Source organism: Pseudomonas brenneri, assembly GCF_007858285.1.
GTDB classification, from domain to species: Bacteria; Pseudomonadota; Gammaproteobacteria; order Pseudomonadales; family Pseudomonadaceae; genus Aquipseudomonas; species Aquipseudomonas brenneri.
The window spans coordinates 111,728-136,405 of record NZ_VFIL01000011.1 but is presented as its reverse complement, the minus strand read 5'-3'; the positions used below and the strand labels follow the sequence as shown (position 1 = coordinate 136,405).

General features: G+C 59.0%; 23 protein-coding genes. 17 read left to right on the top strand and 6 right to left on the bottom strand.

What is annotated here, in order from left to right:
• Window positions 1-14 precede the first annotated feature (14 nt).
• From etfB to FJD34_RS22690, 5 genes are all read left to right on the top strand, one after another.
• Window positions 15-785 carry an electron transfer flavoprotein subunit beta gene (gene etfB, locus FJD34_RS22710; RefSeq protein WP_032858654.1) on the top strand — a complete coding sequence of 257 codons (771 nt, stop codon included), beginning with the start codon at window positions 15-17 and terminating at the stop codon, window positions 783-785.
• A gap of 97 nt (window positions 786-882) precedes the next feature.
• Window positions 883-1,449, top strand: coding sequence for a GNAT family N-acetyltransferase (locus FJD34_RS22705; protein ID WP_065942708.1), 567 nt, complete (start codon window positions 883-885; stop codon window positions 1,447-1,449).
• Between the two features lie 269 nt (window positions 1,450-1,718).
• Window positions 1,719-2,699, top strand: coding sequence for a hypothetical protein (locus FJD34_RS22700; protein ID WP_090292262.1), 981 nt, complete (start codon window positions 1,719-1,721; stop codon window positions 2,697-2,699).
• Window positions 2,696-3,061, top strand: a complete 366-nt coding sequence (locus FJD34_RS22695; RefSeq protein ID WP_090292259.1) for a hypothetical protein — start codon at window positions 2,696-2,698, stop codon at window positions 3,059-3,061. The genes FJD34_RS22700 and FJD34_RS22695 overlap by 4 nt, the downstream gene beginning before the upstream one ends.
• A 42-nt stretch (window positions 3,062-3,103) precedes the next feature.
• Window positions 3,104-3,469, top strand: coding sequence for a hypothetical protein (locus FJD34_RS22690; RefSeq protein WP_090292256.1), 366 nt, complete (start codon window positions 3,104-3,106; stop codon window positions 3,467-3,469).
• Between the two features lie 893 nt (window positions 3,470-4,362).
• On the opposite strand, the gene gbcA is transcribed toward FJD34_RS22690, so the two are convergent.
• A complete protein-coding gene (gene gbcA / locus FJD34_RS22685; protein WP_032858648.1) occupies window positions 4,363-5,658 on the bottom strand; it encodes a glycine-betaine demethylase subunit GbcA in 1,296 nt (431 codons plus the stop codon).
• Window positions 5,659-5,939: 281 nt separating this feature from the next.
• On the opposite strand from gbcA, the gene gbcB reads away from it, so the two are divergent.
• Window positions 5,940-7,040, top strand: coding sequence for a glycine-betaine demethylase subunit GbcB (gene gbcB, locus FJD34_RS22675; protein ID WP_032858646.1), 1,101 nt, complete (start codon window positions 5,940-5,942; stop codon window positions 7,038-7,040).
• Between the two features lie 50 nt (window positions 7,041-7,090).
• Here gbcB and FJD34_RS22670 read toward each other — a convergent pair whose 3' ends face one another.
• The 3 genes from FJD34_RS22670 to FJD34_RS22660 all read right to left on the bottom strand — a co-directional run bounded on the left by FJD34_RS22670 (window position 7,091) and on the right by FJD34_RS22660 (window position 9,735).
• Window positions 7,091-7,291 carry a hypothetical protein gene (locus FJD34_RS22670; protein ID WP_032858644.1) on the bottom strand — a complete coding sequence of 67 codons (201 nt, stop codon included), beginning with the start codon at window positions 7,289-7,291 and terminating at the stop codon, window positions 7,091-7,093.
• A gap of 186 nt (window positions 7,292-7,477) precedes the next feature.
• The gene (locus tag FJD34_RS22665) at window positions 7,478-8,293 is read right to left on the bottom strand and encodes a nitrilase-related carbon-nitrogen hydrolase (protein WP_090292254.1); all 816 of its coding nucleotides are present in this window, start codon (window positions 8,291-8,293) and stop codon (window positions 7,478-7,480) included.
• Complete coding sequence (locus FJD34_RS22660; RefSeq protein WP_090292253.1) at window positions 8,290-9,735, bottom strand: purine-cytosine permease family protein; 1,446 nt, start codon at window positions 9,733-9,735, stop codon at window positions 8,290-8,292. The genes FJD34_RS22665 and FJD34_RS22660 overlap by 4 nt, the downstream gene beginning before the upstream one ends.
• 264 nt (window positions 9,736-9,999) lie before the next feature.
• Here FJD34_RS22660 and FJD34_RS22655 point away from each other — a divergent pair, with 264 nt between their 5' ends.
• On the top strand, window positions 10,000-11,814 hold the full coding sequence (locus tag FJD34_RS22655) for a flavin monoamine oxidase family protein (RefSeq protein WP_065942702.1): 1,815 nt from the start codon (window positions 10,000-10,002) through the stop codon (window positions 11,812-11,814).
• 56 nt (window positions 11,815-11,870) lie between these two features.
• On the opposite strand, the gene FJD34_RS22650 is transcribed toward FJD34_RS22655, so the two are convergent.
• Entirely contained in the window at window positions 11,871-12,911 is a 1,041-nt protein-coding gene (locus FJD34_RS22650; RefSeq protein ID WP_032858640.1) for a threonine aldolase family protein, read from the bottom strand.
• Window positions 12,912-13,001: 90 nt separating this feature from the next.
• Between FJD34_RS22650 and FJD34_RS22645 the strand changes: the two genes are divergently transcribed.
• The 8 genes from FJD34_RS22645 (at window position 13,002) to fdhA (ending at window position 23,002) form a co-directional block, all read left to right on the top strand.
• A complete protein-coding gene (locus FJD34_RS22645) occupies window positions 13,002-13,730 on the top strand; it encodes a TraX family protein (RefSeq protein WP_090292251.1) in 729 nt (242 codons plus the stop codon).
• A 259-nt stretch (window positions 13,731-13,989) separates the two neighbouring features.
• Window positions 13,990-15,243 (top strand): serine hydroxymethyltransferase, encoded by a 1,254-nt coding sequence (locus tag FJD34_RS22635; protein WP_029296971.1) that lies wholly within the window; start codon window positions 13,990-13,992, stop codon window positions 15,241-15,243.
• Between the two features lie 22 nt (window positions 15,244-15,265).
• A complete protein-coding gene (locus FJD34_RS22630) occupies window positions 15,266-16,516 on the top strand; it encodes a sarcosine oxidase subunit beta (protein ID WP_032858636.1) in 1,251 nt (416 codons plus the stop codon).
• A 15-nt stretch (window positions 16,517-16,531) separates the two neighbouring features.
• On the top strand, window positions 16,532-16,834 hold the full coding sequence (locus FJD34_RS22625; RefSeq protein WP_010207083.1) for a sarcosine oxidase subunit delta: 303 nt from the start codon (window positions 16,532-16,534) through the stop codon (window positions 16,832-16,834).
• Window positions 16,831-19,848 carry a sarcosine oxidase subunit alpha gene (locus FJD34_RS22620; protein ID WP_065942701.1) on the top strand — a complete coding sequence of 1,006 codons (3,018 nt, stop codon included), beginning with the start codon at window positions 16,831-16,833 and terminating at the stop codon, window positions 19,846-19,848. The genes FJD34_RS22625 and FJD34_RS22620 overlap by 4 nt, the downstream gene beginning before the upstream one ends.
• Before the next feature lie 123 nt (window positions 19,849-19,971).
• Entirely contained in the window at window positions 19,972-20,604 is a 633-nt protein-coding gene (locus FJD34_RS22615; RefSeq protein WP_090292249.1) for a sarcosine oxidase subunit gamma, read from the top strand.
• Between the two features lie 142 nt (window positions 20,605-20,746).
• On the top strand, window positions 20,747-21,604 hold the full coding sequence (gene purU, locus FJD34_RS22605) for a formyltetrahydrofolate deformylase (RefSeq protein ID WP_029296961.1): 858 nt from the start codon (window positions 20,747-20,749) through the stop codon (window positions 21,602-21,604).
• A gap of 198 nt (window positions 21,605-21,802) precedes the next feature.
• Window positions 21,803-23,002, top strand: coding sequence for a formaldehyde dehydrogenase, glutathione-independent (gene fdhA / locus FJD34_RS22600; RefSeq protein ID WP_032858631.1), 1,200 nt, complete (start codon window positions 21,803-21,805; stop codon window positions 23,000-23,002).
• A 62-nt stretch (window positions 23,003-23,064) separates the two neighbouring features.
• Here the strand turns inward: fdhA and FJD34_RS22595 are convergent, their stop codons facing one another.
• Window positions 23,065-23,523, bottom strand: a complete 459-nt coding sequence (locus FJD34_RS22595; RefSeq protein WP_032858629.1) for an anti-sigma factor domain-containing protein — start codon at window positions 23,521-23,523, stop codon at window positions 23,065-23,067.
• A 181-nt stretch (window positions 23,524-23,704) separates the two neighbouring features.
• On the opposite strand from FJD34_RS22595, the gene FJD34_RS22590 reads away from it, so the two are divergent.
• Together FJD34_RS22590 and FJD34_RS22585 are read left to right on the top strand one after the other, a co-directional pair.
• Complete coding sequence (locus FJD34_RS22590) at window positions 23,705-24,274, top strand: DUF2780 domain-containing protein (protein ID WP_032858628.1); 570 nt, start codon at window positions 23,705-23,707, stop codon at window positions 24,272-24,274.
• Window positions 24,275-24,415: 141 nt separating this feature from the next.
• Entirely contained in the window at window positions 24,416-24,661 is a 246-nt protein-coding gene (locus FJD34_RS22585; protein WP_090292247.1) for a hypothetical protein, read from the top strand.
• The last annotated feature ends 17 nt before the right edge of the window (window positions 24,662-24,678 follow it).

Here is a 24,678-nt window from a genome sequence, read left to right as displayed (position 1 = left end):
CAAAGGATATGGCCATGACGACCCATGTAATCAGCCTGGTATCCATCGGCGCCCACCCGACCTCCGGCCGGCCACGCCGCGCCGAGCAGGATGCGCGTGCCGTCGAGCTGGGGCTGCAACTGGCTGGGGATAACCTGCAAGTGCTGCATGCCGGCGACATCGCCGAACCGACCCTGCGCGCCTACCTGGGCATGGGGCTTGCGCAGTTGCATGTGCTGGAGCAACCGGCCGGCGCGGATGCCTTGCCGGTACTCGGCGACTATCTACGGGACGCTGGCGCCCAGGTGGTGCTTACCGGCAGCCAGGCGGAAACCGGCGAAGGCTCGGGCATGTTGCCCTTCCTGTTAGCCGAGCAATTGGGCTGGCCACTGATTGTCGGGCTGGCCCAGGTAGAGTCCATCGACAGCGGTGTGGCCCATGTGCTGCAAGCCTTGCCGCGTGGGCAGCGGCGGCGCCTGAAGGTGCGCCTGCCGTTCCTGGCCACGGTGGATAACGCCGGGCCCAAGCCTCGGCAAAGCGCCTATGGCCCGGCCCAGCGCGGCCTCCTACAGGAGCATGACGTGCAGGTGGTGGACGATGAGTTATTCACCGGCGCCGTGCTGCAACCGGCCAAGCCTCGACCCAAACGTCTCAAGGTGATCAAGGCCAAGAGCGGCGCCGACCGCATGAAGGCTGCGACGGCCAAGGCCAGTGGCGGCGGTGGGCAGGTGCTCAAGGGCATCGGTCCTGAGGCGGGTGCGGACGCGATTCTCAAATTGCTGATTGAGGAAGGCGTGGTTCGATAGGGCCGAAATAATCACTCATACATGCGATTGCCGGTGAATTTGCCGGCACCATGGAGGGCGACTAAACAAAGAACTTTCAACTAAAGGAATCAGCCCTATGCCCATCCTGTTTCGTCCGGCACTACCTGCCGATGCACGTGATATTGCCCGCCTGTTTCTGATTTCTTCGGAGGGCGCTGCCGCTTACATCTGGAGCCAACTGGCAGAGCCGGGCCAGGACCTTGTGGACGTTGGTACCCGTCGTTATGCACGTTCGGGGGTGGATTTCTCCTATGAGAATTGCCTGATCGCCGAATCGGAAGGCGCGGTGGTGGGCATGATGCACAGCTATGTCATGCGCCATGACCCGGATGCAGAGCCGGTTACCGATCCCGTCCTTGCGCCCTACGCGGACCTGGAAATCCCCGATACCTTATATATTTCCAGCCTGGCGCTGTACGAAGGTTGGCGTAACCAAGGCCTGGGCGTGCAATTTCTTGCCCATGCCCGAGAGCGGGCCGACCGCCTGGGGCTTATTGGCTTGAGTCTGATTGACTATGCGGCCAATACGGGGGCCCTGAGGTTTTACACGCGCCATGGTTTTCGTATTGTCGGCAGTTGTCAGATAACCCCACACCCGATGCTGGCTGTGACCGGTGAAGCCTATTTGATGCAGTATCCATAATCTTTGATTGCGGTTACCCACAATCCTTGTTGACCCATCTGTGGATAAGGGAGACGCCCGATCCAGAGTTGCCCCCAGCCTTGCGTCACTCCCTTGCGCGACGGCTGTGATTTATTGGATGTGATCGGGCGCAGACTGCAAGCGTTGTCAGCCGGATTTCCAACCTGCGTAGTCCACTTCTGAATCCGTCATAACAGCCCCTTCCTCGTCTTACACCTGCTGTGGTGCCTACTTATAGTCGGACGCTACAGTCCGGGGAGGTGCAGGCAATGCAGGGACCTTATGCATTTATCAACGAACGACCACAACCCTATTCATTGCTCAAACTAAGCTTGTCGCTTGATCCTCATATCCATACCAAGTTCGACACCCTCAACCCACATATCCGCAACACCGTGGTATTACCTGGGCAACTGGTGATTATCGAGGACAGACGTACAGCCTCCTGCACGGCTGAAGAGGCGCAGTTGATGCAGTCGGCAGAAAATGTAAAACGTGCGCTTTTGGCTCACTCCGCGGCTGATCAATTCTTGATCGAAAACTACGATCAATTGAAAAGCATCATGGCCGATGCCTCCATTGGAATCGGCAGTGCCAGCAGTGCCTGGAGCAAGCATTTGGAGGGTATCGAAAATACCCTGAAGGATATCGACGGCTTACATAAGCAGTACTTGAGCAAGGGCACTTTGGGCGCAAAGGATGAGTTCTTGGTAAAGCGTAGAGCCTTGTTCATTCGTCTCGACAACCAACTCCGGGGAATGGCCCGTTTTGGCTCCGGGCTCAAAAATGCAGGCTCGATCAAAAGGATGTTAGGGATCTCCAGTAAAAGCTATTTGCATCAGGGAGAAATTCGCGGGTATGAGCAAACCGTTAAGCGGGTAGCCAGGGCTTCGGAGTTGTTGAAAAAAGGTACTTATATTGGCTTGGCGTTGGATGTTGGGGTGAGTGCGCTGGGCGTTAGGGAGGCGTGTTCGTTGGGGCGTGAGGAGGAGTGTACGCAGGCGAAGTATGTGGAGGGGGGCAAACTTGCATTCGGAGTGGGGGGCGCAGTGTTGGGAGGCGAAGTGGGAGCGGCTCTTGGAGTTGCTGTGTGCGCTGTTGTGTTTGGTATACCTACCGGAGGAGCGGGGGCGCTTGGGTGCGCCATTGTTGGTGGCGCCGCCGGAGGTGCATCCATTGGCCTGTTAGGAAATAAGACGGGTGAGATCGCAGGCTCGCGCCTGTATGAACTTTCAAGGAACCACCAATGAATCTGGAGTTCGTTAGTATATGGTCGGCAATTTTTGTGGTTTTAAGTTTGCCGATCAATTTTTTTGTGGCATGCGTAAAAGTCGAAGAGGTTGAAGGTTATTTGAAATACAGTTCATTTGTTGTGATGTTCAAATACATGTTTCAAGGTGGTTTTTTTGATGGGAAAGTAAAGCGATTGTTCGCTGTTGCGCTCGTCATTCTTATGCCACGGGTCTTTCAGTGGCGAGGTTTGGTGCTTGTTGACGATGTGGAAAATATTCCTAGAAGTCTCAGGTTGTGGATGGTTATTCCATTTTTGTTCACGATGTTTTCGTTGGTTGTAATGATTGTTTCTGGGCTGTTGTTGATTTACAGGTGTTAACCATCACAGACTACTAAGGTTGGGGTAGTAGGGCCGCTACAGATGATCCTAGAAATTACTGGAATAATCGCAGCCATCTGCATGCTGCTAGTAATGCCTTTGGATGTGTATCTAGCACATACAAAGCTTGAAATTGCAGAGAGTTATTTTGAAAAAAGCATCTTTATTAATGACACCAAGAACATGCTTCGCAACCAACACTTTAAAGGCGCTCCTGTCCGGTTAATGGCGATAGCTGCTGTGTTATTGATGCCTCAGATGTTCTATTGGCGAAAACTTGTTCTTCCTGAAGAAGTGAAGAGCGTACCTGGGAATCTAAAACTCTGGATGGTCGCCCCTTTACTATTCACCCTGTTCACGCTAGCCATTCTGGTCATAGCGTGGTTGGGCGGAGCCTATGAACTATAAAAGTGTCGGCCGCCTCAAGGAGGAAGGTTCATATAGTCGAATCGGCTTACCCACAATCCCTGTTAACCCACCTGTGGATAACCTGTTCGCGGCTGTCCACATCCCAATAGAATCAAGCCCTACAGCCCTCTGTACGAAAAACAACCAACCTAAGCGACGGTTTTTACTGGGCTTTTTCTGTGGATAAGGAAAAACTCCGACCCAGAGTTGCCCCCAAAGTCTGTTGGTGCTTCTGTGGATAAGATGTTCGCTACCCGCTACAGGCCTTATAGATAAAGGCTTGTAGTGGTCTGGTTGAAATATGATCAATATTGCCATTTCAGCTTGAATCTTCGCGCAAAGCCTCGATTTTGCTCGGTTTCAGATGGTTTTCCACAGATAGGCCAAAGTTGCCCCCAAAGTCTGTTGGCGCTTCTGTGGATAAGGTGTTTGCGTTCTGCTGTAGGCCATGTAAAACGTGGCCTGTACGCTTATGGTTGAAATATGATCAATATAGGGTGAAACCCGCTTATTTGAATAAGTCACGGATTTTCTTGGTTTTATTTCGAGGGGAGAGAGCAGTTGCCCACAATTGCTGTGGGTGGGTTTGTGGATAAGTTGTTGGGCGATGGCTGGAGGGCAGGGTAACAGCGGGCTGGCGGCGCGATGATCAATTTCTGACCAAGTGGAGAGCCAAACTGTGGGAGCTGGCTTGCCCTAATGCCAGTCAGTTAAGCGGATTCTGCTTTCTGTAGGAGCGAGCTTGCTCGCGAAGGACGTCAACGATAACGCGTGTTTGCTAGGTAAACGCGGCGCTCTCAAGTTCTTCGCGAGCAAGAACTAGGCGTCCCCCTCGCTCCTACAAAAAGGCTTAACTGACTGGCGCTCCCACAGTTTGATGCTCGGTGGGTCAGTTACTCGTGTGCGGCAACGCCCTTGAGGTATGGCGCCGGTGCCGCTCCCAGGTTGTTGAGCATGCGTTCGCTGTACCAGTCCACAAAGTTCACCACGCCAAATTCATAGGTCTTGGAATACGGCCCTGGCTGGTAAGCGGTGGAGTTGATCCCACGCTGGTTCTCTTCGGCCAGGCGACGGTCCTGGTCATTGGTCGCGTCCCACACCTGGCGCATGCGCTCGACGTCGTAGTCCACACCTTCCACGGCGTCCTTGTGTACCAGCCACTTGGTGGTGACCATGGTTTCCTGGGCGCTGATCGGCCACACCGTGAAGACGATGATGTGATCGCCCATGCAGTGGTTCCACGAGTGGGGCAGGTGCAGGATGCGCATCGAACCCAGGTCCGGGTTCTGGATCCGGCCCATCAATTTTTTGCAGCCCTGTTTGCCATCCAGGGTCATGGAGACGGTGCCCTTGAGCAGCGGCATGCGCACGATGCGGTTACGCAGGCCGAAGCTGGCGTGGGCGTAAGGGATTTTCTCGGCGTCCCAGGCGGCAGCAGAGGCAGCGACGTGGTCCTTGAAGGCCTGGTCGGCCCGAGGGTCGGTGACGTCGTCCCATTCCAGCAGGGTTTTCAGCAACTCGGGGTGCGAGGCGTTGCAGTGGTAGCACTCGCGGTTGTTTTCCAGCACCAGTTTCCAGTTGGCTTTTTCGAACAAGGTGGTCTGGATCGCCACCTTGGTGTTTTCCATGTCGTAGGGTTCCATGTAGTGGTTCAGCGTCGACAGAAAGTCATCGATGGCCGGCGGGTTCTCGGCCAGGCTGATAAAGATGTAGCCGCCGGCGGTCTTCACGTTCACTGGCTTGAGGCCGTATTGCTTCATGTCGAAGTCGGTGCCCATCTCGGTGCCGGCGAACAGCAGGCGCCCGTCGAGTTCGTAGGTCCACTGGTGGTAGTGGCAAACCAGCTTGGCGACCTTGCCCTTGTCGCTGGTGCACAAGCGCGAACCGCGATGGCGGCAGACGTTGTGAAAGGCATGCACCACGCCTTCGGCACCACGAATCACGATGATCGGGTTTTTGCCGATCTGCAGGGTCAGGTAGTTGCCCTTGGTGGGGATTTCGCAAGTCATGCCGGCGATCAACCATTCCTTCTGGAAGATCTCCTGCATGTCGATATCGAACAGTCGCTGGTCAGAGTAAAACGGCTGCGGCAGCGAGAACGTGCGCTCGCGTTCTTGCAGCATTTGTGCGGTGGCCTTGCGTGCGGGTTCCAGCGGATCGCCCAAGCTCAGGGTTGCGGTGACGTCCATCGTGTGTGTCCTCAAGGCCATTCTGTGTGGCCGCGATAAGTGGCTAATCAGGTTTGCAGCAAGGCGTAAAGAAAGCGTCGTTGTTGGCTGCGAGTGTGGGCCCGGCGGTGCCCGCAACCTTATCCATTAACGACATGGCCCACTCTGTTCCCGACGCGCAACCCCAGTGGTATGGGGGCTGGTCGCGATAAGTATGCGAATGTCGCAGATAGGTAAATGGCAGGTAGCGGCCTTACGCAGAATCGCCAGCATCAAGCCGAACTACGGCCGTGGAGAACAGCATGTCCAACAGCTTCCTGAATCCTGTCACCACCCAGACCTGGGCCAATGGTCGACACATTGTCCGTTGCGTCAAAGTCATCCAGGAAACCTGGGACGTGCGCACCTTCTGCTTTATGGCTGACCAGCCGATCCTGTTCTTTTTCAAGCCGGGGCAGTTCGTCACCCTGGAGTTGGAAATCGAAGGTCAGCCGATCATGCGCTCCTACACCATTTCCAGTTCGCCGTCGGTGCCCTACAGCTTTTCGGTGACGATCAAGCGCGTACCGGGCGGACGGGTTTCCAACTGGCTGCACGACACCCTGCATGAGGGGCAAGAGCTGGCGGTACACGGCCCGGTGGGGTTGTTCAATGCCATCGACTTCCCGAGCCCGAAGGTGTTGTACCTGAGCGGTGGCGTGGGGATCACGCCGGTGATGTCCATGGCCCGTTGGTTCTATGACACCAACGCGAATGTCGATATGACGTTTATCCACAGCGCGCGCTCGCCCAAAGACATCATCTACCACCGTGAGCTGGAACACATGGCCTCGCGGATCGACAACTTCAGCCTGCACCTGATCTGCGAGAAGCACGGTCTGGGTGAACCCTGGGCCGGGTATCGCGGGTACCTGAACCACAAGATGCTGGAACTGATGGTGCCGGATTTTCTTGAGCGCGAAGTGTTCTGCTGCGGCCCCACGCCCTACATGAATGCGGTCAAGCGCTTGCTGGAAGTGGCCGGTTTCGACATGGCGCGTTATCACGAGGAGTCTTTCGGCGCCACGCCGCCGGAAGCCCGTGCCGACGCGGTGGAGCAAGCCGAACAAGCAGCGGACGCGCCGGAAGTTGACCAGGCGGACCTGCACCAGGTGGAGTTCATTGCGTCTGGGAAAAGCATCCGTGTGGCGCCGGGCGAAACAGTCCATGCGGCGGCGGCCAAGCTCGGCCTGCTGATCCCCAAGGCCTGCGGTATGGGGATTTGCGGGACCTGCAAGGTCATGAAGCTGGGCGGCGAAGTGGAAATGGAGCACAACGGCGGCATCACCGAGGAAGACGAAGCCGAGGGTTACATCCTGTCGTGCTGCAGCGTGCCCAAGGGGGATGTGCGCATCGAGTTCTAATCCCCCGCTGATCGTTCCCCCGCGAAGGTGGGAACGATCAGGCGGTAGGATTAACGTGCGTAGATGTGGATCGTGAATTGCTCGCCAGAAGCTGTCGGTTCGAAGACTTTTTCAGTGATTCTCAACGTCCTGCCAGGTTCCTGGATGATGTCACCGACTTGCGCCAGTTTCCTGAAGTCATCCCAGCCGACAAGGGTGGTTGATAGTTGAGTGTCATTTTGCAGGATGTTGCCGAAGTTTTGATTTTCCATGGTGTAGCCCTCTGCTGGATTTCCGTTTCCGGCCGATTGTTCGGCAGGCAGTCTGGCCCAAAAGGCGGCCTCTGCAGCGGCCTTTTCCTTGCGGGTTCCAAGATCCTAGTCCATGAAAAACGGGTTGGTAGCTGTCAGAAATATCAAAAAACAGTCTCGGCAATTCGCCAGTATGCAGCGCAGGGTTCAGTACAAAACCGGCCGACGGTCTTGATGTACGTGGTTGTGCTCGCTGATGAATTTGTCCCTGGCCTGGGCCAGCGGCAGGTCAGCCACCAGGCGCTGTTCTTTCTGATGTGAGACTGCACCGGCCAAGGGGTAGCCATCGGCGTCGACAATCACGGATCCCCCCACCCAGTTGACGCCCCGCTCTTCGCCATGACGGTCGCAAGCGGCGATGAACATGCGGTTGACTGCGGCATTGGCCTGGACCCGGACTATTTCTGCCGGCCTCTCGTCAGCTGGGCGCGGGCCGTCCGGCCAGTTCACGGGAGCGCAGAGCAGGTCGGCCCCGGCCAGTGCCGCCAGGCGTACCCACTCGGGCAATTCCAGGTCGTAGCAGATCATCATGGCGATGCGTCCGACAGCGGTTTCGACCAGCGGTGGGGGCTCGTTGCCGGGGGTGAAGATCAATTTTTCGCGACCCCACAAATGCGCCTTGCGGTACACCGTCAGCCTGCCGTCGGGTTCAATCAGCGCTGCACTGTTGGCTAGGCGGCCAGCATCCAGCCGCTCACAAAACCCGGCCACGACAATGATGCCCAGCTCGCTCGCGAGGGCTTTCCACAGGGTGAGTGTCGGGCCATCCAGATCCTCGGAGACCGCCAGGGCTTCATGACGGTCATTGAACACGTAGCCGCTTTGCATCAACTCCGGCAACACCACCACCTGCGCGCCCAGCGCCGCCGCACCGCGAATAGCCTCGGCACTGAGTGCGCGGTTGTGTTCCACATCGGCGATGCGCGGTGCGAGTTGGTGACAGACGACACGTAGGGTATTCATGGATTATTACCTTCCAGCATGGCTTCGCTGGCGACAATGGCTCGGCGTTCGGCATCACGGTCAAGGTTGCGGCTCATCATGCAATAGATGGCCGTGGAAACGCCCAGGCCAATCACGAACGCGATGTCAGCCCCGCCCAGCGCCACGGCGGCCGGCCCTTCATAGAAACTCAGCGACATGAACGGGATCATCGACACCAGGCCCAGGCAGTACGCAACCAGGCCTGCCTTGCCCCATTGGCCATAGATGCCGGCGGGGTTGAAGATGTCGCTGATGGCGTATTGGCCTTTGCGCACCAGGTAGAAGTCCGCGAGGTTGACGGCGGTCCACGGCACCAGGAAGTACAGCATCAGCAGCACAAACGTGTTGAAACTGGCCAGGTAGCTGTCAGGAATGCTCAAGGCAATCAGGAAAATGATCACCGCTACCAGGCCGATGCCGATGACACGGCTCTTGAGGCGCGGCTGGATCTTCACGAAGCCGTCGATGGCACTGATACCGGTCAGCATCGCGCCATAGCAGTTGACTGCCATGATGCCAACCAGCGCTGGCACCGCGATCAGCACGGTAAAGGTGCCGAAGCCGGGAATCACTTGGTTGCCCACGGTGCGCACGCTGCCGATGGCATCGGGCGAAGGCAGGGCCGAGGCCAGGAACGCGCCCAGGGACATCAGCCACAGGGCCGAGCCGGCAGCGCCCAGGTATGTCCAGAAAATCACCCGGCGCGACGGGGTTTGGTGAGGCAGATAGCGCGAGTAATCCGAGACATAGACGGCGTAGCTGATCTGATAACCGGCGGCGGCGCTGAGCTGGATCAGGAACGCTGACCAGGAGAAATGCGCCTCGGCCACCGCCGCATCGGCTGACAGGCTCATCAAGGCGGCGACGGTCAGCACCGCGAACACGCTGATCATCACGTAGGTCAGCCAACGTTGCACGGTGTGCAGCAAGTCATGGCCGATCACCGCAATCACCACCGCAAGGATGATCATCAGCGCATACCACGGCGCCCGGCTCCCCGGCAGGACCGTGTTGATGGCATCGGTGGCGAGAATCACGTTGAACACGTTGAAGCCGATGTACACAAAGATCACGGCAATGAACGGCACGATCGCCCCGCGCAGGCCGAACTGGGCCCGCGACTGGATCATCTGCGGCAAGCCCATACGCGGGCCTTGGTTGGCGTGGAAGGCCATGGCGAAAGTGCCAAGGCCCACACCGATGACAATCGCCAGGATTGCATAGACCAGGCTCAAGCCCAGTGCAGCACCGGTGAACCCGGTAACCATGGTGGTGAGGACGAAATTGCCGGTGAACCAAAAGGGACCTTGGTGCCAGACTTTGCCGTGCCGTTCGTTGCGCGGCACATAGTCAATGGAACGGGTCTCGATTTTCAGGCCGGGTGTGACGGGAGGAGCCGTCTTGTCAGATAGGGTGGTCATAGATTCACGGCTTGTTTTTATAGTGAGTTCCGCAGCATCGGATAACTGATGAGCCAATTGAATCGTGATCTATAAATAATCACTTCAGACTTTTCGTAAGTAATGGGTTTTCGTTAATGGCGATGGAGCCCCGCAGTCTTATTGCAAAGCGATATAACTGCAGCCTAGAAGATCTTCTAGGCTGATCCTCAGTCCCGTCGCAGTCACCTTTAGCCTTGTAGTAGAGGGTGGACAATCACCCAACCAACCTGCAAGGAAGCAATCATGTCTGCAATTCCCTCCCGTTCCCAAGGTGCCCAACGGCTGCTGAACAACAACGTTACGGCGCTGATTCCTGATTTCCCTTTTCATTACGCCTGGTATTTATTGCGGGCGGCCATGCTTAAGCAGCCTCTGGGTCGCGTCCCCGAGGAGCAACTGGGGGCCCAGGTGCTGATTGTCGGTGCCGGCGTATCCGGGTTGGTTGCTGCCTATGAGGCCATGCGCATGGGCCTGCATCCGATTGTGGTAGAGGCCTCTGGCCGTATCGGTGGGCGGCTCTACTCCCACGTGGTAGGTGATCGCAACGACCCCCAGAACCGGGTGATTTGTGAGTTGGGAGCCATGCGCTTTCCCAAATCCGGCAAGGCGTTGATGCACTACTTTGATAAGGTTGGGATGAGCACCAATTCGGCGGACTTTCCCAACCCTGGTTCACCTGCTGCGCCCAGTACCGTTGTCGACTATAAGAATGAGCAGACTTATTACGAGCGCGATAATCTCCCGGATAAATACAGAAGAATCGAGGACATGTTCTTCGACGATTTTCTGGCGCAGGACCCGATCCGTTTCGCTGACATGGAAGCTGCGATGAGTGAGGGGCAGGTGAATCAGGACGAAATCAAGGCCATCTGGAACACGATCCTGAGGGCGGGATGGGATGGCCTCAGTTTCTATGCCGCCATGGTCGAACAGGCCAAGTGGAGCCGTGAAGACATCGACCTGTTTGGCCAGATCGGCTTCGGCACTGGCGGCTGGAACACGGACTATCCAAACTGTTTCCTGGAAGTGCTGCGGGTGCTTTATACCGGCCTGGATACCAACCATACCTTGATGTACGACGGCTCCAGCGAACTGCCCCAGCGCTTATGGAGCGGCACGCCGGCTTCGTTCGGCGACGCTCTGGTCCATTGGCCGGCGGACACGACTGTGGAGAGTCTGACGCGTCGGGAAATCGCCGATCCTCTCAACCAGGAGGTCCGGCAGATCATTCGCCTGAAAAATGGCACGTTCGATGTGTACCTGCATGACAACAAGTTGGACAGCGACACCCTGCGCAACTTTAAAAGTGTGGTCTATACGCCACACGTGCGGATACTCGACAAGTTCCGCTATATGGATGGCAAGGAACGTTTTACCTCAATGAACAATTTGCTGCCCCAGGCTACCTGGGAGGCGGTCATGTATACCCACTACATGCAGTCGGCGAAAATCTTCGCCACCACCCGCCGGCCGTTTTGGAGTGATCTCGAGGGTGGTCGCTACAAGATGAGCGTGACCTTGTCGGATCGCCTGACCCGTGGCACATACCTGTTGGACTACGGCCCAGGTAACGGGGTGAACAAGGGCAGCGGGATGTTTCTTTCATATACCTGGAACGATGACAGTCTGAAGTTTCTGGGAGACCGTAGCGCGCCGTTGCCGTCCCATGTCCAGTTGTGCACAACCTTGCTGGATACCGTGTACGCCAACACGCAACTGAACCTGGCCGCCGAGTTCGGCATGGTTGACCCCTTTGTCGAGATCAACTGGGAAGACGAGCCGTTTTACCTGTGTGCCTTCAAGATGAACCTGCCGGGGCAGTATGAGTATCAGCGACTGCTGTTTTCCCAGTTCATGAGCGGTGTGAAGGAGGGCGAGCCGGACGGTTTCATTCTGTCGGGAGATGACATCTCCTGGACCGGTGGCTGGGCCGAGGGCGCTGTGACCACAGCCTTGAATGCGGTGAACAAACTGGCGGTGACATTTGGCGGTGGGGCGTTCGAAAACAATCCCGGGCCTATTGACCAGTGGGATGCCTTGCAACCCCTCCAGTTGTAGAAATCGGCTTGCCGGCGGTGGCGGTCTTGAGGGCGCCATCGCCGACAAGTCTGAGATCAGGCGCCCATCACTTCGCGAATATCCGCCGCGAGTTCACGTACGCGCTCTTCCTCGGTATCCCACGCACACATGAAGCGCGCGCCGCCCTTGCCGATAAAGGTGTAGAAGCGCCAGCCCTTGGCTGTCAGCGCGGCAATGGCCGGCTCTGACAGTTGCAGGAACACGCCGTTGGCCTGCACCGGGAACATCAACTCCACACCGGGAATGTCCGCCACCAGGCTGCTGAGCAACTGCGCGCAGTGGTTGGCGTGACGCGCATGCTTGAGCCAGGCATCGTTTTCCAGCAGGCCGACCCACGGCGCGGAAAGGAATCGCATCTTCGACGCCAGTTGACCGGCCTGTTTGCAGCGGTAGTCGAAGTCTTCGGCCAACTTATGGTTGAAGAACAGGATGGCTTCGCCCACCGCCATGCCGTTCTTGGTGCCGCCAAAGCACAACACGTCCACGCCGGCTTTCCAGGTCAGGTCCGCGGGTGAGCAGCCGAGGAAGGCGCAGGCGTTGGAAAAGCGTGCGCCGTCCATGTGCAGGTTCAGCCCCAGTTCCTTGCAGGTGGCGCTGATGGCGCGGATTTCATCCGGGGTGTACACGCTGCCCACTTCGGTGGCCTGGGTCAGGGTCACGACGCGGGGCTTGGGGTAGTGGATATCCTGGCGCTTGAGCGCGATCTCGCGGATCGATTCCGGGGTCAGCTTGCCGTTTTCGGTACGGGCGGTGAGCAGCTTGGAGCCGTTGGAGAAAAACTCCGGTGCGCCACATTCGTCGGTCTCGACGTGGGCGGTTTCCGAGCAAATCACGCTATGGTAGCTCTGGCACAAGGACGACAGGGCCAGTGAGTTGGCGGCGGTGCCGTTGAAGGCGAAGAACACTTCGCAGTCGGTTTCAAACAGTTTGCGGAAACCGTCGGCGGCACGGTGGGTCCATTCATCGTCGCCATAGGCGCGTTGATGGCCCTGGTTGGCGAGTTCCATGGCGGCCCAGGCTTCCGGGCAGATACCGGAATAGTTGTCGCTGGCGAATTGTTGGCTCTTGTCGGTCATGGCCCGTTCCTGTGGTCGATGTTGGTGCGCACTTTAACCAAGAATATCCGGCGGGCGCACGCACTGTTAATGCAAAGTCTCTGGGGAATTATGCACGGTACTGAAACGATTCCTGTAGGACGCGTGCGCGATGGCGCCCTCGACCTGCTCAAATGGCTGGCCCTGCTGTGCATGGTGCTCGATCACTTGCGTTATGTCGGCTTGAACCTCGATGGCCTTTACGTACCGGGGCGCCTGGCGTTCCCGTGGTTTTGCCTGGCGATTGCGGCGAACCTGCACCGGGTCAAGGATGGACCTGCGACCTTTCAATGGCGTTACCTGGGTTGGTTGCTGCTGTTCAGTGCGATCAGCGAGGTGCCGTATCGGATGTTTATCGAGGATGCCGATACATTGAATGTGCTGCCAACCCTGGCACTGGGTTTGCTGGTTGCCCGGGGATGGCTGCAGAAGGTGCTTTTTGATCGTGGATTGGCGCTGATCGCCTTGTTATTGGCGGCGGTATTTTCGTCGAGCCTGATGTTCGGTTTTTTTGGTGTATTGCTGCCGTTGGCGATGCTGCTGGTGTTCAGTCGCCCCTGGTATTTCAGCGTGGTGCCGGGGTTGGTGTGTGTGGCTGCCAATCAGTGGCAGGTTTTGTTGGATAGCGGCAACGGTGTGGCGCTGTCGGGATTGGCCATGTGCCTGATTGCGCCATTGGCCGGATTGGTCTTGTTGCGACATGCCAAAAATGCCTCGCCTGCGGCCATGCGCCGCTGGGCCTACATCCTCTATCCCTTGCATTTTCTCCTGCTATTACTCCTCCGTCAGATCATCGCCTAACCCCCTGTAGGAGCGAGCTTGCTCGCGAAAAACGTCAACGATAACGCGGGCGGCCAGATTGAACGCAGCGCCCTCAGGTTTTTCGCGAGCAAGCTCGCTCCTACAGTTTGTCGGCCTCCAGTTAGCATTTGCCCAGGCCATGTCGTAAACGCACCTTTGCGTGGCGTGCGCAGGCATTTGGTCTGTTTGCGCCGGCCCTACCATCGCATCAAAGGGCCCTGCACGGGCCTCAACAATACGAAAGGCTGGGAGAGACGCGATGTTCAGCAAACAAGACCAGATCCAGGGATATGACGACGCACTGCTGGCGGCCATGAATGCCGAGGAGCAGCGTCAGGAAGATCATATCGAGCTGATCGCGTCGGAGAACTACACCAGCAAGCGCGTAATGCAGGCCCAGGGCAGCGGCCTGACCAACAAATACGCCGAAGGCTATCCAGGCAAGCGCTACTACGGTGGCTGCGAGCATGTGGATAAAGTCGAGGCCCTGGCCATCGAGCGCGCCAAGCAGCTGTTCGGCGCCGATTATGCCAACGTGCAACCGCACTCCGGCTCGTCCGCCAACAGCGCGGTGTACCTGGCGCTGATCAATGCCGGCGACACCATCCTCGGCATGAGCCTGGCCCACGGCGGTCACCTGACCCACGGCGCCAAGGTGTCGTCCTCGGGCAAGCTATACAACGCGGTGCAGTACGGCATCAACACCGACACCGGGCTGATCGACTACGACGAAGTCGAGCGCCTGGCCGTCGAGCACAAGCCAAAAATGGTCGTGGCCGGTTTTTCTGCCTACTCCAAGACCCTGGATTTCCCGCGCTTCCGCCAGATCGCAGACAAAGTGGGTGCGCTGCTGTTCGTCGACATGGCTCACGTCGCAGGCTTGGTTGCCGCCGGCCTGTACCCGAACCCGCTGCCTTACGCTGATGTGGTTACCACCACCACGCACAAAACCTTGCGCGGTCCACGTGGCGGTTTGATCCTGGCCAAATCCAACGAAGAGATTGAGAAAAAACTCAACTCCGCCGTGTTCCCGGGCGCACAGGGCGGCCCGCTGATGCACGTGATCGCGGGCAAGGCTGTGTGCTTCAAGGAGGCGATGGAGCCAGGCTTCAAGGCTTATCAACAGCAGGTGATCGACAACGCCCAGGCCATGGCCAGCGTGTTTATCAAGCGTGGCTACGATGTGGTGTCCGGCGGCACCGATAACCACCTGTTCCTGGTCAGCCTGATCCGCCAGGGCCTCACCGGCAAGGACGCAGACGCAGCCCTCGGTCGCGCCCACATCACCGTCAACAAGAACGCGGTGCCCAACGACCCGCAGTCGCCGTTCGTGACCTCGGGCCTGCGTATCGGTACCCCGGCGGTGACCACGCGCGGTTTCAAAGTGGCGCAGTGCGTCGAGTTGGCCGGCTGGATCTGCGACATCCTCGACAACCTCGGCGATGCCGATGTCGAGGCCAACGTGGCCAAGCACGTGTCTGCCCTGTGCGCTGATTTCCCGGTTTATCGCTGAGCGCGGTTTTGGAGTAATGACTATGCAACGCTACTCGGGCTTCGGCCTCTTCAAGCACTCCCTCAGCCATCACGAAAACTGGCAGAAGATGTGGCGCACGCCGACCCCGAAAAAGGTCTACGACGTGGTCATCGTCGGCGGCGGCGGGCATGGTCTGGCGACGGCCTACTACTTGGCCAAGGAACACGGCATCACCAATGTGGCCGTGGTCGAGAAAGGCTGGCTGGGCGGCGGTAACACCGCGCGCAATACCACCATCGTACGGTCCAACTACCTGTGGGACGAGTCGGCCCACCTTTATGAACATGCGATGAAGTTGTGGGAAGGCCTGTCCCAGGACTTGAACTACAACGTGATGTTCTCCCAGCGCGGCGTCTACAACCTGTGCCACACCTTGCAGGACATCCGTGACTCCGAGCGTCGCGTCAGCGCCAACCGCCTCAACGGTGTGGACGGTGAGCTGCTCAACGCCAAGCAGGTCGAGGACGAAATCCCTTACCTCGACTGCTCAAAAAACACTCGATATCCGGTACTCGGCGCCACCGTGCAACGGCGCGGCGGCGTAGCCCGTCACGATGCCGTGGCCTGGGGTTTTGCCCGCGCCGCCGACGCCTTGGGCGTAGACCTGATCCAGCAGACCGAAGTCATCGGTTTCCGTAAGGAAAACGGCGTGTGCATCGGCGTGGAAACCAACAAAGGCTTTATCGGTGCCAAGCGCGTCGGTGTGGTCACGGCCGGTAACTCCGGGCATATGGCTTCGCTCGCCGGTTTTCGCCTGCCGATCGAATCCCACCCGCTGCAAGCGTTGGTGTCGGAGCCGATCAAGCCGATTATCGACAGCGTGATCATGTCCAACGCCGTACACGGTTACATCAGCCAGTCCGACAAGGGCGACCTGGTGATCGGCGCCGGTATCGACGGGTACAACGGCTACGGCCAGCGTGGTTCGTACCCGGTGATCGAACACACCATCCAGGCCATCGTCGAGATGTTCCCGGTGCTGTCGCGGGTGCGCATGAACCGCCAGTGGGGCGGCATCGTCGACACCACGCCGGACGCGTGCCCGATCATCTCCAAGACCCCGGTCCCGAACATGTTTTTCAACTGCGGTTGGGGCACTGGTGGCTTCAAGGCCACCCCCGGCTCAGGCAACGTATTTGCCGCGAGCCTGGCCAAGGGTGAAATGCACCCGTTGGCGGCACCTTTCTCCATCGACCGTTTCCACAACGGTGCGCTGATCGACGAACACGGCGCTGCGGCCGTCGCCCACTAACAGGAGAAATTCCCTATGTTGCATATCTTCTGTCCTCACTGTGGCGAACTGCGCTCCGAAGAGGAATTCCACGCCTCCGGCCAAGCGCATATCCCGCGCCCGCTGGACCCCAATGCCTGCACCGACGAAGAGTGGGGCGACTACATGTTCTTTCGCGATAACCCCCGTGGGCTGCATCACGAACTGTGGATCCATGCCGCCGGTTGCCGTCAGTACTTCAACGCCACCCGCGACACCCTGACCTACGAAATTCTTGAAACCTACAAGATCGGCGAGAAGCCGCAATTCACCGCCAAGGCCTCTGGAGAGAAGGTATGAGCCAGATCAATCGCCTGTCCAACGGTGGCCGGATCGACCGTAATAAAGCCCTGACCTTCACCTTCAACGGCCAGAGCTACAAGGGCTTTGAAGGCGACACCCTGGCCGCCGCCCTGCTGGCCAACGGTGTTGACATCATCGGCCGCAGCTTCAAGTACTCGCGCCCGCGCGGCATCTTTGCCGCTGGCGCCGAAGAGCCGAACGCGGTGCTGCAGATTGGTGCCACCGAAGCCACGCAGATTCCCAACGTACGCGCCACGCAACAGGCGCTGTATCAAGGTTTGGTCGCTACCAGCACCAACGGCTGGCCGAGCGTGAACAACGACATGATGGGCATTCTCGGCAAGGTCGGCGGCAAGCTGATGCCGCCGGGCTTCTACTACAAAACCTTTATGTACCCGCAATCGTTCTGGATGACCTACGAGAAGTACATCCGCAAGGCCGCAGGCCTGGGTCGCTCGCCGACCGAGAACGATCCGGACACCTACGACAACATGAACCATCACTGCGATGTGCTGATCGTCGGTGCTGGCCCTGCGGGTCTGGCTGCGGCATTGGCCGCTGCGCGCAGCGGCGCACGGGTGATTATCGCCGATGAACAGGAAGAGTTCGGCGGCACCTTGCTCGACTCCCGTGAAAGCCTGGACGGCAAGCCAGCGGTGGAGTGGGTCGCCAGTGTGATCGCCGAGCTGCAAGCGCTGCCGGGTGTGCTGCTGTTGCCGCGCGCCACCGTCAACGGCTACCACGACCATAATTTCCTGACCATTCATGAGCGCCTTACCGACCACCTCGGCGATCGTGCGCCGATTGGCCAGGTGCGCCAGCGCATGCACCGTGTTCGCGCCAAGCGCGTGGTGCTGGCGACCGGTGCTTGCGAGCGGCCGCTGGTGTACGGCAACAACGATGTGCCGGGCAATATGCTGGCTGGCGCGGTCTCCACCTATGTGCGTCGTTATGGCGTCGCACCGGGCAAGAAGTTGCTGCTGTCGACCAACAACGACCACGCTTACCGTGTTGCGCTGGACTGGTTCGATGCGGGCCTCTCAGTGGTCGCCGTGGCCGATGCGCGTCACAACCCACGCGGCGCGCTGGTTGAAGAGGCTCGCGCCAAAGGCATTCGCATCCTCACCGGCAGTGCGGTGATCGAGACCCGTGGCAGCAAGCATGTGACCGCTGCCCGCGTGGCGGCCATTGATGTGAAAGCCCATAAAGTCACCAGCCCCGGCGAGTGGCTGGACTGTGACCTGGTGGCCAGTTCAGGCGGCTACAGCCCGGTGGTGCACCTGGCTTCGCACCTGGGCGGCAAGCCGACCTGGCGTGAAGATATCCTCGGTTTCGTCCCCGGCGAAGCGCCGCAAAAACGTGTGTGCGTGGGGGGCATCAACGGTGTCTACGGCCTGGGTGACTCCCTGGCCGATGGTTTTGAAGGCGGCGTACGCGCGGCCAGCGAAGCCGGGTTTGCTCCGGTGGAAGGCACCCTGCCAAAAGCCCTGACGCGTCTGGAAGAGCCAACCCTGGCGCTGTTCCAGGTGCCCCACGAGAAAGCCACTGCACGGGCGCCGAAGCAATTTGTCGACCTGCAGAACGACGTCACCGCCGCCGCCATCGAACTGGCCACCCGCGAAGGCTTCGAGTCGGTGGAACACGTCAAGCGTTACACCGCACTGGGCTTCGGCACCGACCAGGGCAAGCTGGGCAACGTCAACGGCCTGGCGATTGCCGCCCGTTCGCTGAACGTGACCATCCCGCAGATGGGCACCACCATGTTCCGTCCCAACTACACGCCGGTCACCTTCGGCGCGGTCGCGGGCCGGCACTGTGGGCATATCTTCGAGCCGGTGCGCTACACCGCGCTGCAAGCCTGGCACGTGAAGAACGGCGCCGAGTTTGAAGATGTCGGCCAGTGGAAACGCCCTTGGTATTTCCCGCGCAACGGTGAAGACCTGCATGCCGCGGTCAAACGCGAATGCCTGGCCGTGCGCGACAGCGTGGGCCTGCTGGATGCGTCCACCCTCGGCAAGATCGACATCCAGGGCCCGGATGCCCGCGAGTTTCTCAACCGTATCTACAGCAACGCCTGGACCAAGCTCGACGTGGGCAAGGCGCGCTACGGCCTGATGTGCAAGGAAGACGGCATGGTCTTCGACGACGGCGTGACCGCCTGCCTTGCTGACAACCACTTCCTGATGACCACCACCACTGGCGGCGCGGCGCGTGTGTTGCAGTGGCTGGAAATCTACCAGCAGACCGAATGGCCGGACCTCAAGGTGTACTTCACTTCGGTCACCGACCACTGGGCGACCATGACCCTGTCCGGTCCCAACAGCCGCAAGCTGCTGGCCGAAGTCACTGATATCGACCTGGACAAGGACGGTTTCCCGTTCATGACCTGGAAAGAAGGCTTGGTCGGCGGTGTGCCGGCGCGGGTGTTCCGCATCTCGTTCACCGGCGAGCTGTCGTATGAAGTCAACGTGCAGGCCGACTACGCCATGGGCGTGCTGGAGCAGATCGTCGAGGCCGGCAAACAGTACAACCTGACCCCGTATGGCACCGAGACCATGCACGTGCTGCGGGCCGAGAAGGGCTTCATCATCGTAGGGCAAGATACCGACGGCTCGATGACCCCGGACGACCTGAACATGGGCTGGTGCGTAGGCCGTACCAAACCGTTCTCGTGGATCGGCTGGCGTGGGATGAACCGTGAAGACTGCGTGCGCGAAGAGCGCAAGCAACTGGTGGGCTTGAAGCCGATTGATCCGAAGGTGTGGCTGCCGGAAGGCGCGCAGTTGGTGTTCGATCCCAAGCAGACGATCCCTATGAAGATGGTCGGTCACGTCACCTCAAGTTATGCCCACAACTCCCTCGGCTATTCATTTGCGATGGCGGTGGTCAAGGGCGGCTTGAAGCGTATGGGTGAGCGGGTGTTCTCGCCCCAGGCCGATGGCAGCGTGATCGAGGCCGAAATTGTGTCTTCGGTGTTTTTCGACCCTAAAGGCGAGCGGCAGAACATCTGACAGACCGAGTCGCGGCCTTCGCGAGCAAACGCGCTCCCACAGGGGAATGCATTCCAAATGTGGGAGCGGGCTTGCTCGCGAAGGCGCCAGTAGATCCACCACAGAATTCAAGAAAGGTGCTTTATGACCGCAGCCAATGTTTACCAACAACGCCCCACCACCAGGGCCAAGGCCGAGTCGTCGCTGCACCATGCCGACCTTGCCAGCCAGGTGGGCAAGGGTCGCAAGAACGCCGGCGTGACCGTGCGTGAAAAGAAACTGCTCGGCCACCTGACCATCCGTGGCGATGGCCATGACGCCGCGTTTGCCGCCGGCGTACACAAGGCCTTGGGCATCGAGTTGCCCGGCGCCCTGACGGTGATCGTCAAGGGTGAAACCAGCCTGCAATGGCTCGGCCCGGATGAGTGGCTGTTGATCGTGCCAAGCGGCGAAGAATTCACCGCCGAGCAAAGCCTGCGCACGGCCCTGGGTGAGTTGCATATCCAGGTCGTCAACGTCAGTGGCGGCCAGCAGATCCTCGAACTCAGCGGCCCGAACGTGCGCGATGTGCTGATGAAATCCACCAGCTACGACGTGCATCCCGACAGCTTCCCGGTGGGCAAGGCCGTGGGCACGGTGTTCGCCAAGTCGCAACTGGTGATTCGTCATACTGGCGAAGACACCTGGGAACTGCTGATCCGTCGCAGCTTCTCGGATTACTGGTGGTTGTGGTTGCAGGATGCGGCGGCCGAATATGGCCTGAACGTCCAAGCCTGATATGACCCTGTAGGAGCGAGCTTGCTCGCGAAAAACGTCAACGATAACGCACGCATCCTGAATGAACGCGGCGCCCTTGGATTTTTCGCGAGCAAGCTCGCTCCTACAGTAAGCCGCATCGCTGTATGAGGAGTTAACTGTAATGAGCCGCGCACCTGATACATGGATTTTGACCGCCGATTGCCCCAGCGTGCTCGGCACGGTGGACGCGGTCACCCGCTATCTGTTCGAGCAAGGCTGCTACGTCACCGAGCACCATTCGTTCGATGACCGCCTCTCGGGCCGCTTTTTTATCCGCGTGGAATTCCGCCAGCCCGATGGTTTTGACGAACAAGGCTTCCGTGATGGCCTGGCCACGCGCGGCGAAGCCTTTGGCATGATCTTCGAGCTGACGGCACCGAACTATCGGCCCAAAGTGGTGATCATGGTCTCCAAGGCCGACCACTGCCTCAACGACCTGCTGTACCGCCAGCGTATCGGTCAACTGTCGATGGATGTGGTCGCGGTGGTCTCCAACCACCCCGACCTCAAGCCCCTGGCCGACTGGCACCAGATTCCCTACTACCATTTCCCCCTCGACCCCAACGACAAACCGTCCCAGGAGCGTCAGGTGTGGCAAGTGATTGAAGAGGCGGGCGCCGAACTGGTGATCCTTGCGCGCTACATGCAAGTGCTGTCGCCAGAGTTGTGTCGCAAGCTCGATGGCAAGGCGATCAATATCCATCACTCGTTGCTGCCGGGGTTCAAGGGCGCCAAGCCTTATCACCAGGCCTACAACAAAGGGGTGAAGCTGGTCGGCGCCACTGCGCATTACATCAATAACGACCTGGACGAGGGCCCGATCATCGCCCAGGGCGTGGAGGTGGTGGACCACAGTCATTATCCCGAGGATTTGATTGCCAAGGGGCGGGATATTGAAGGCCTGACCCTGGCGCGGGCGGTGGGGTATCACATTGAGCGGCGGGTATTCTTGAACGCCAATAGGACGGTGGTGCTCTGATGGACGCCTTCGCGAGCAAGCCCGCTCCCACATTCGACTGCATTCCAACTTTGGAACACGGTCGAATGTGGGAGCGGGCTTGCTCGCGAAGAGGCCCTTACTAACAACGCAATAACAGCATTTGCAACCCGAGCACTTAAACGCGCAGCCCAACCCAAGGGCCGCGCAGTTCCATAAAAACAACAGCGAGGTGAAAGCATGTCTGGTAATCGTGGTGTCGTATATCTGGGCAACGGCCAGGTCGAAGTACAGAAAATCGACTATCCCAAAATGCAGGATCCCCGTGGCAGGAAGATCGAACACGGCGTCATCCTGCGCGTGGTCTCCACCAACATCTGCGGCTCCGACCAACACATGGTGCGCGGCCGTACCACCGCCCAGACCGGCCTGGTACTGGGTCACGAAATCACCGGTGAGGTGATCGAGAAAGGCAGCGACGTCGAGAACCTGAAGCTTGGCGACCTGGTATCGGTGCCGTTCAACGTTGCGTGCGGGCGCTGCCGTTCCTGCAAAGAGCAACACACCGGTGTGTGCCTGACCGTCAACCCGGCCCGTGCCGGTGGTGCCTACGGCTACGTGGACATGGGTGACTGGACGGGTGGGCAAGCGGAATACGTGCTGGTGCCGTACGCCGACTTCAACTTGCTCAAGCTGCCGGATCGCGACAAGGCCATGGAGAAGATCCGCGACCTGACGTGCCTCTCCGACATCCTGCCGACCGGCTATCACGGAGCGGTCACCGCAGGCGTTGGCCCTGGCAGTACCGTCTACATTGCTGGCGCCGGCCCGGTTGGCCTGGCCGCTGCGGCCTCTGCTCGCCTGCTGGGTGCGGCGGTGGTGATCATCGGCGACGTCAACCCGATCCGCCTGGCCCATGCCAAGGCCCAGGGTTTTGAAATCGCCGACCTGTCCACTGACACTCCGCTGCACGAACAAATCGCTGCGTTGCTCGGCGAGCCGGAAGTGGACAGCGCCGTCGACTGTGTGGGCTTTGAAGCACGCGGCCACGGCCACGACGGCGTCAAGGCGGAAGCCCCGGCCACGGTGCTCAACTCACTGATGGGCGTGGTACGAGTGGCGGGCAAGATCGGCATCCCCGGCCTGTACGTCACCGAAGATCCGGGTGCGGTGGACGCTGCCGCGAAAATGGGCAGCCTGAGCATTCGCTTTGGCCTGGGTTGGGCCAAGTCCCACAGCTTCCACACCGGCCAGACCCCGGTGATGAAGTACAACCGCCAGTTGATGCAGGCGATCATGTGGGACCGTATCAACATCGCCGAAATCGTGGGCGTACAGGTGATCAGCCTGGACGACGCGCCACGCGGTTATGGCGAGTTCGATGCCGGTGTGCCGAAGAAGTTTGTGATTGACCCGCACAAGTTGTTCAGCGCGGCGTAATCACCGCCACCAATAGCCAATGTGGGAGCTGGCTCCCACATTGGTTTTGTGGTGTTTGAGCGTTAGCGGATTGCCAGCGCGCCCTGGTACACCGTCGGGCCGGTAGGCTGCTTGCTCACCGAGCCACCCTTGGTTTCCGAACTGACCATCAACTCTACCGGCTGGCTGATGGTTTCCTGTTGGCGCGGATTAAGGCCAATGATGCCTTTGCCATCCTCCGGCAACAGGCCCAGGGACACCGGTGTGCCTCCAGCGGGCAGGGCCCACAGTTCAAGGCTGCGATCCGGTTCCGGCGCAGTGCTGGCGATCGGTTGGACTTCCAGGTAATCCTTGTGCGCCATGATTTGCGCAGCCGGTTGTTGCGTAGTGCTCACCAGCGTTGCAGCGGCTTTTACGCTGTCCTGGGTGTAGAGCGCGCCGCCAATGCCGGCAACCACCACCACACAGGCGCCGATGAACAGGCGTGAGCGGGTCCAGAATGAGGGCTTGTGCTCGATCACTGGAGGTTGGGACGCAGTCATAAGGCTCTTCCTGACAAATTTTGTAGTGTCTTGATTGACCCTATGAGCGGTGATGGGTTCCTAGTGGCAATTTGATTGCGTCGGTTTTTGTCGCCTATCTGAACAAATCTGCGCGGCGGAACAACCTACGGGATGCTGAGTCCAACGGCTGCTTTAGCTCCTAATTTTAGAGGTTGTCCCCATGAAGATTTCACGCGGTTTTGCCCTGTCCTGCCTCCTGACCGTGGCTGCCAGCCCGGTATTCGCAGCAGGCTTCAGCCTGGGCGATGTGGCCAACGCCGTGTCCGGCGCGCAAGGTACCAACAAGGCCGCCGCTGCCGCACCGACTTCAGAAACCGCCGGTTTGCTGGGGGCGTTGACCAAGCAGTTGAATATCACCCCGGAGCAGGCGGTCGGTGGTACCGGCGCTATGTTGGGCCTGGCCAAGAACCAGTTGGGCGGCAGTGATTACTCGCAGTTGAGCAAGAGCGTACCGGGCCTGGACAAGCTGTCGGGCAACAATGCGTTGGGCAGTCTCGGCGCCTTGAGCGGCATGCTCGGCCAGACCGGCGGCAGCAAGACCAGCGGCCTCGATGGCCTGCTGGGTAACGTCAAAGACACCAACGACCTGAACACCGCCTTCAGCGCCCTGGGCATGGACAGCGGCATGATCGGCCAGTTTGCCCCGGTGATCCTGCAGTATCTGGGTGGCCAGGGTGCAAGCACTTCTGTACTGGGCAAGCTCGCCGGCATCTGGGGGGCGGGGAGCTGAGAAACATCTCGCTGTGAAGTTGTCCTGGGAACTGAGCGGTCGGTCTGTACCACTGATCAACACTCGCTTGGAACCCGGCTTCTTCTTATTCCTGTGAGGGAGTGCCAGGACGGGTGTCATTACCTTCATGGAGATCTTTCAATGAGTGAATCAACAATATCGCGCAACCCAGTCTCGTCATTCGTGCAACCCCAGAGCGCCAACGAAAAAATGACCAAGGAGGAGTTTGAGAAGGCCAGCGGTATGAAGTTCATGTCTTTCTCTGAAATGACAAACGGTAACAAACCTGAGTCGGGAGCGGGTAATGCCTCCGGTGGTGCGCACGCCTCGGGGAGCGTTGGCGGTATTGGTTTCAGTGCAGGTAGCAGTGCTTCGGTCGAGTTTTAAACGAGTGAGTTTGTCTG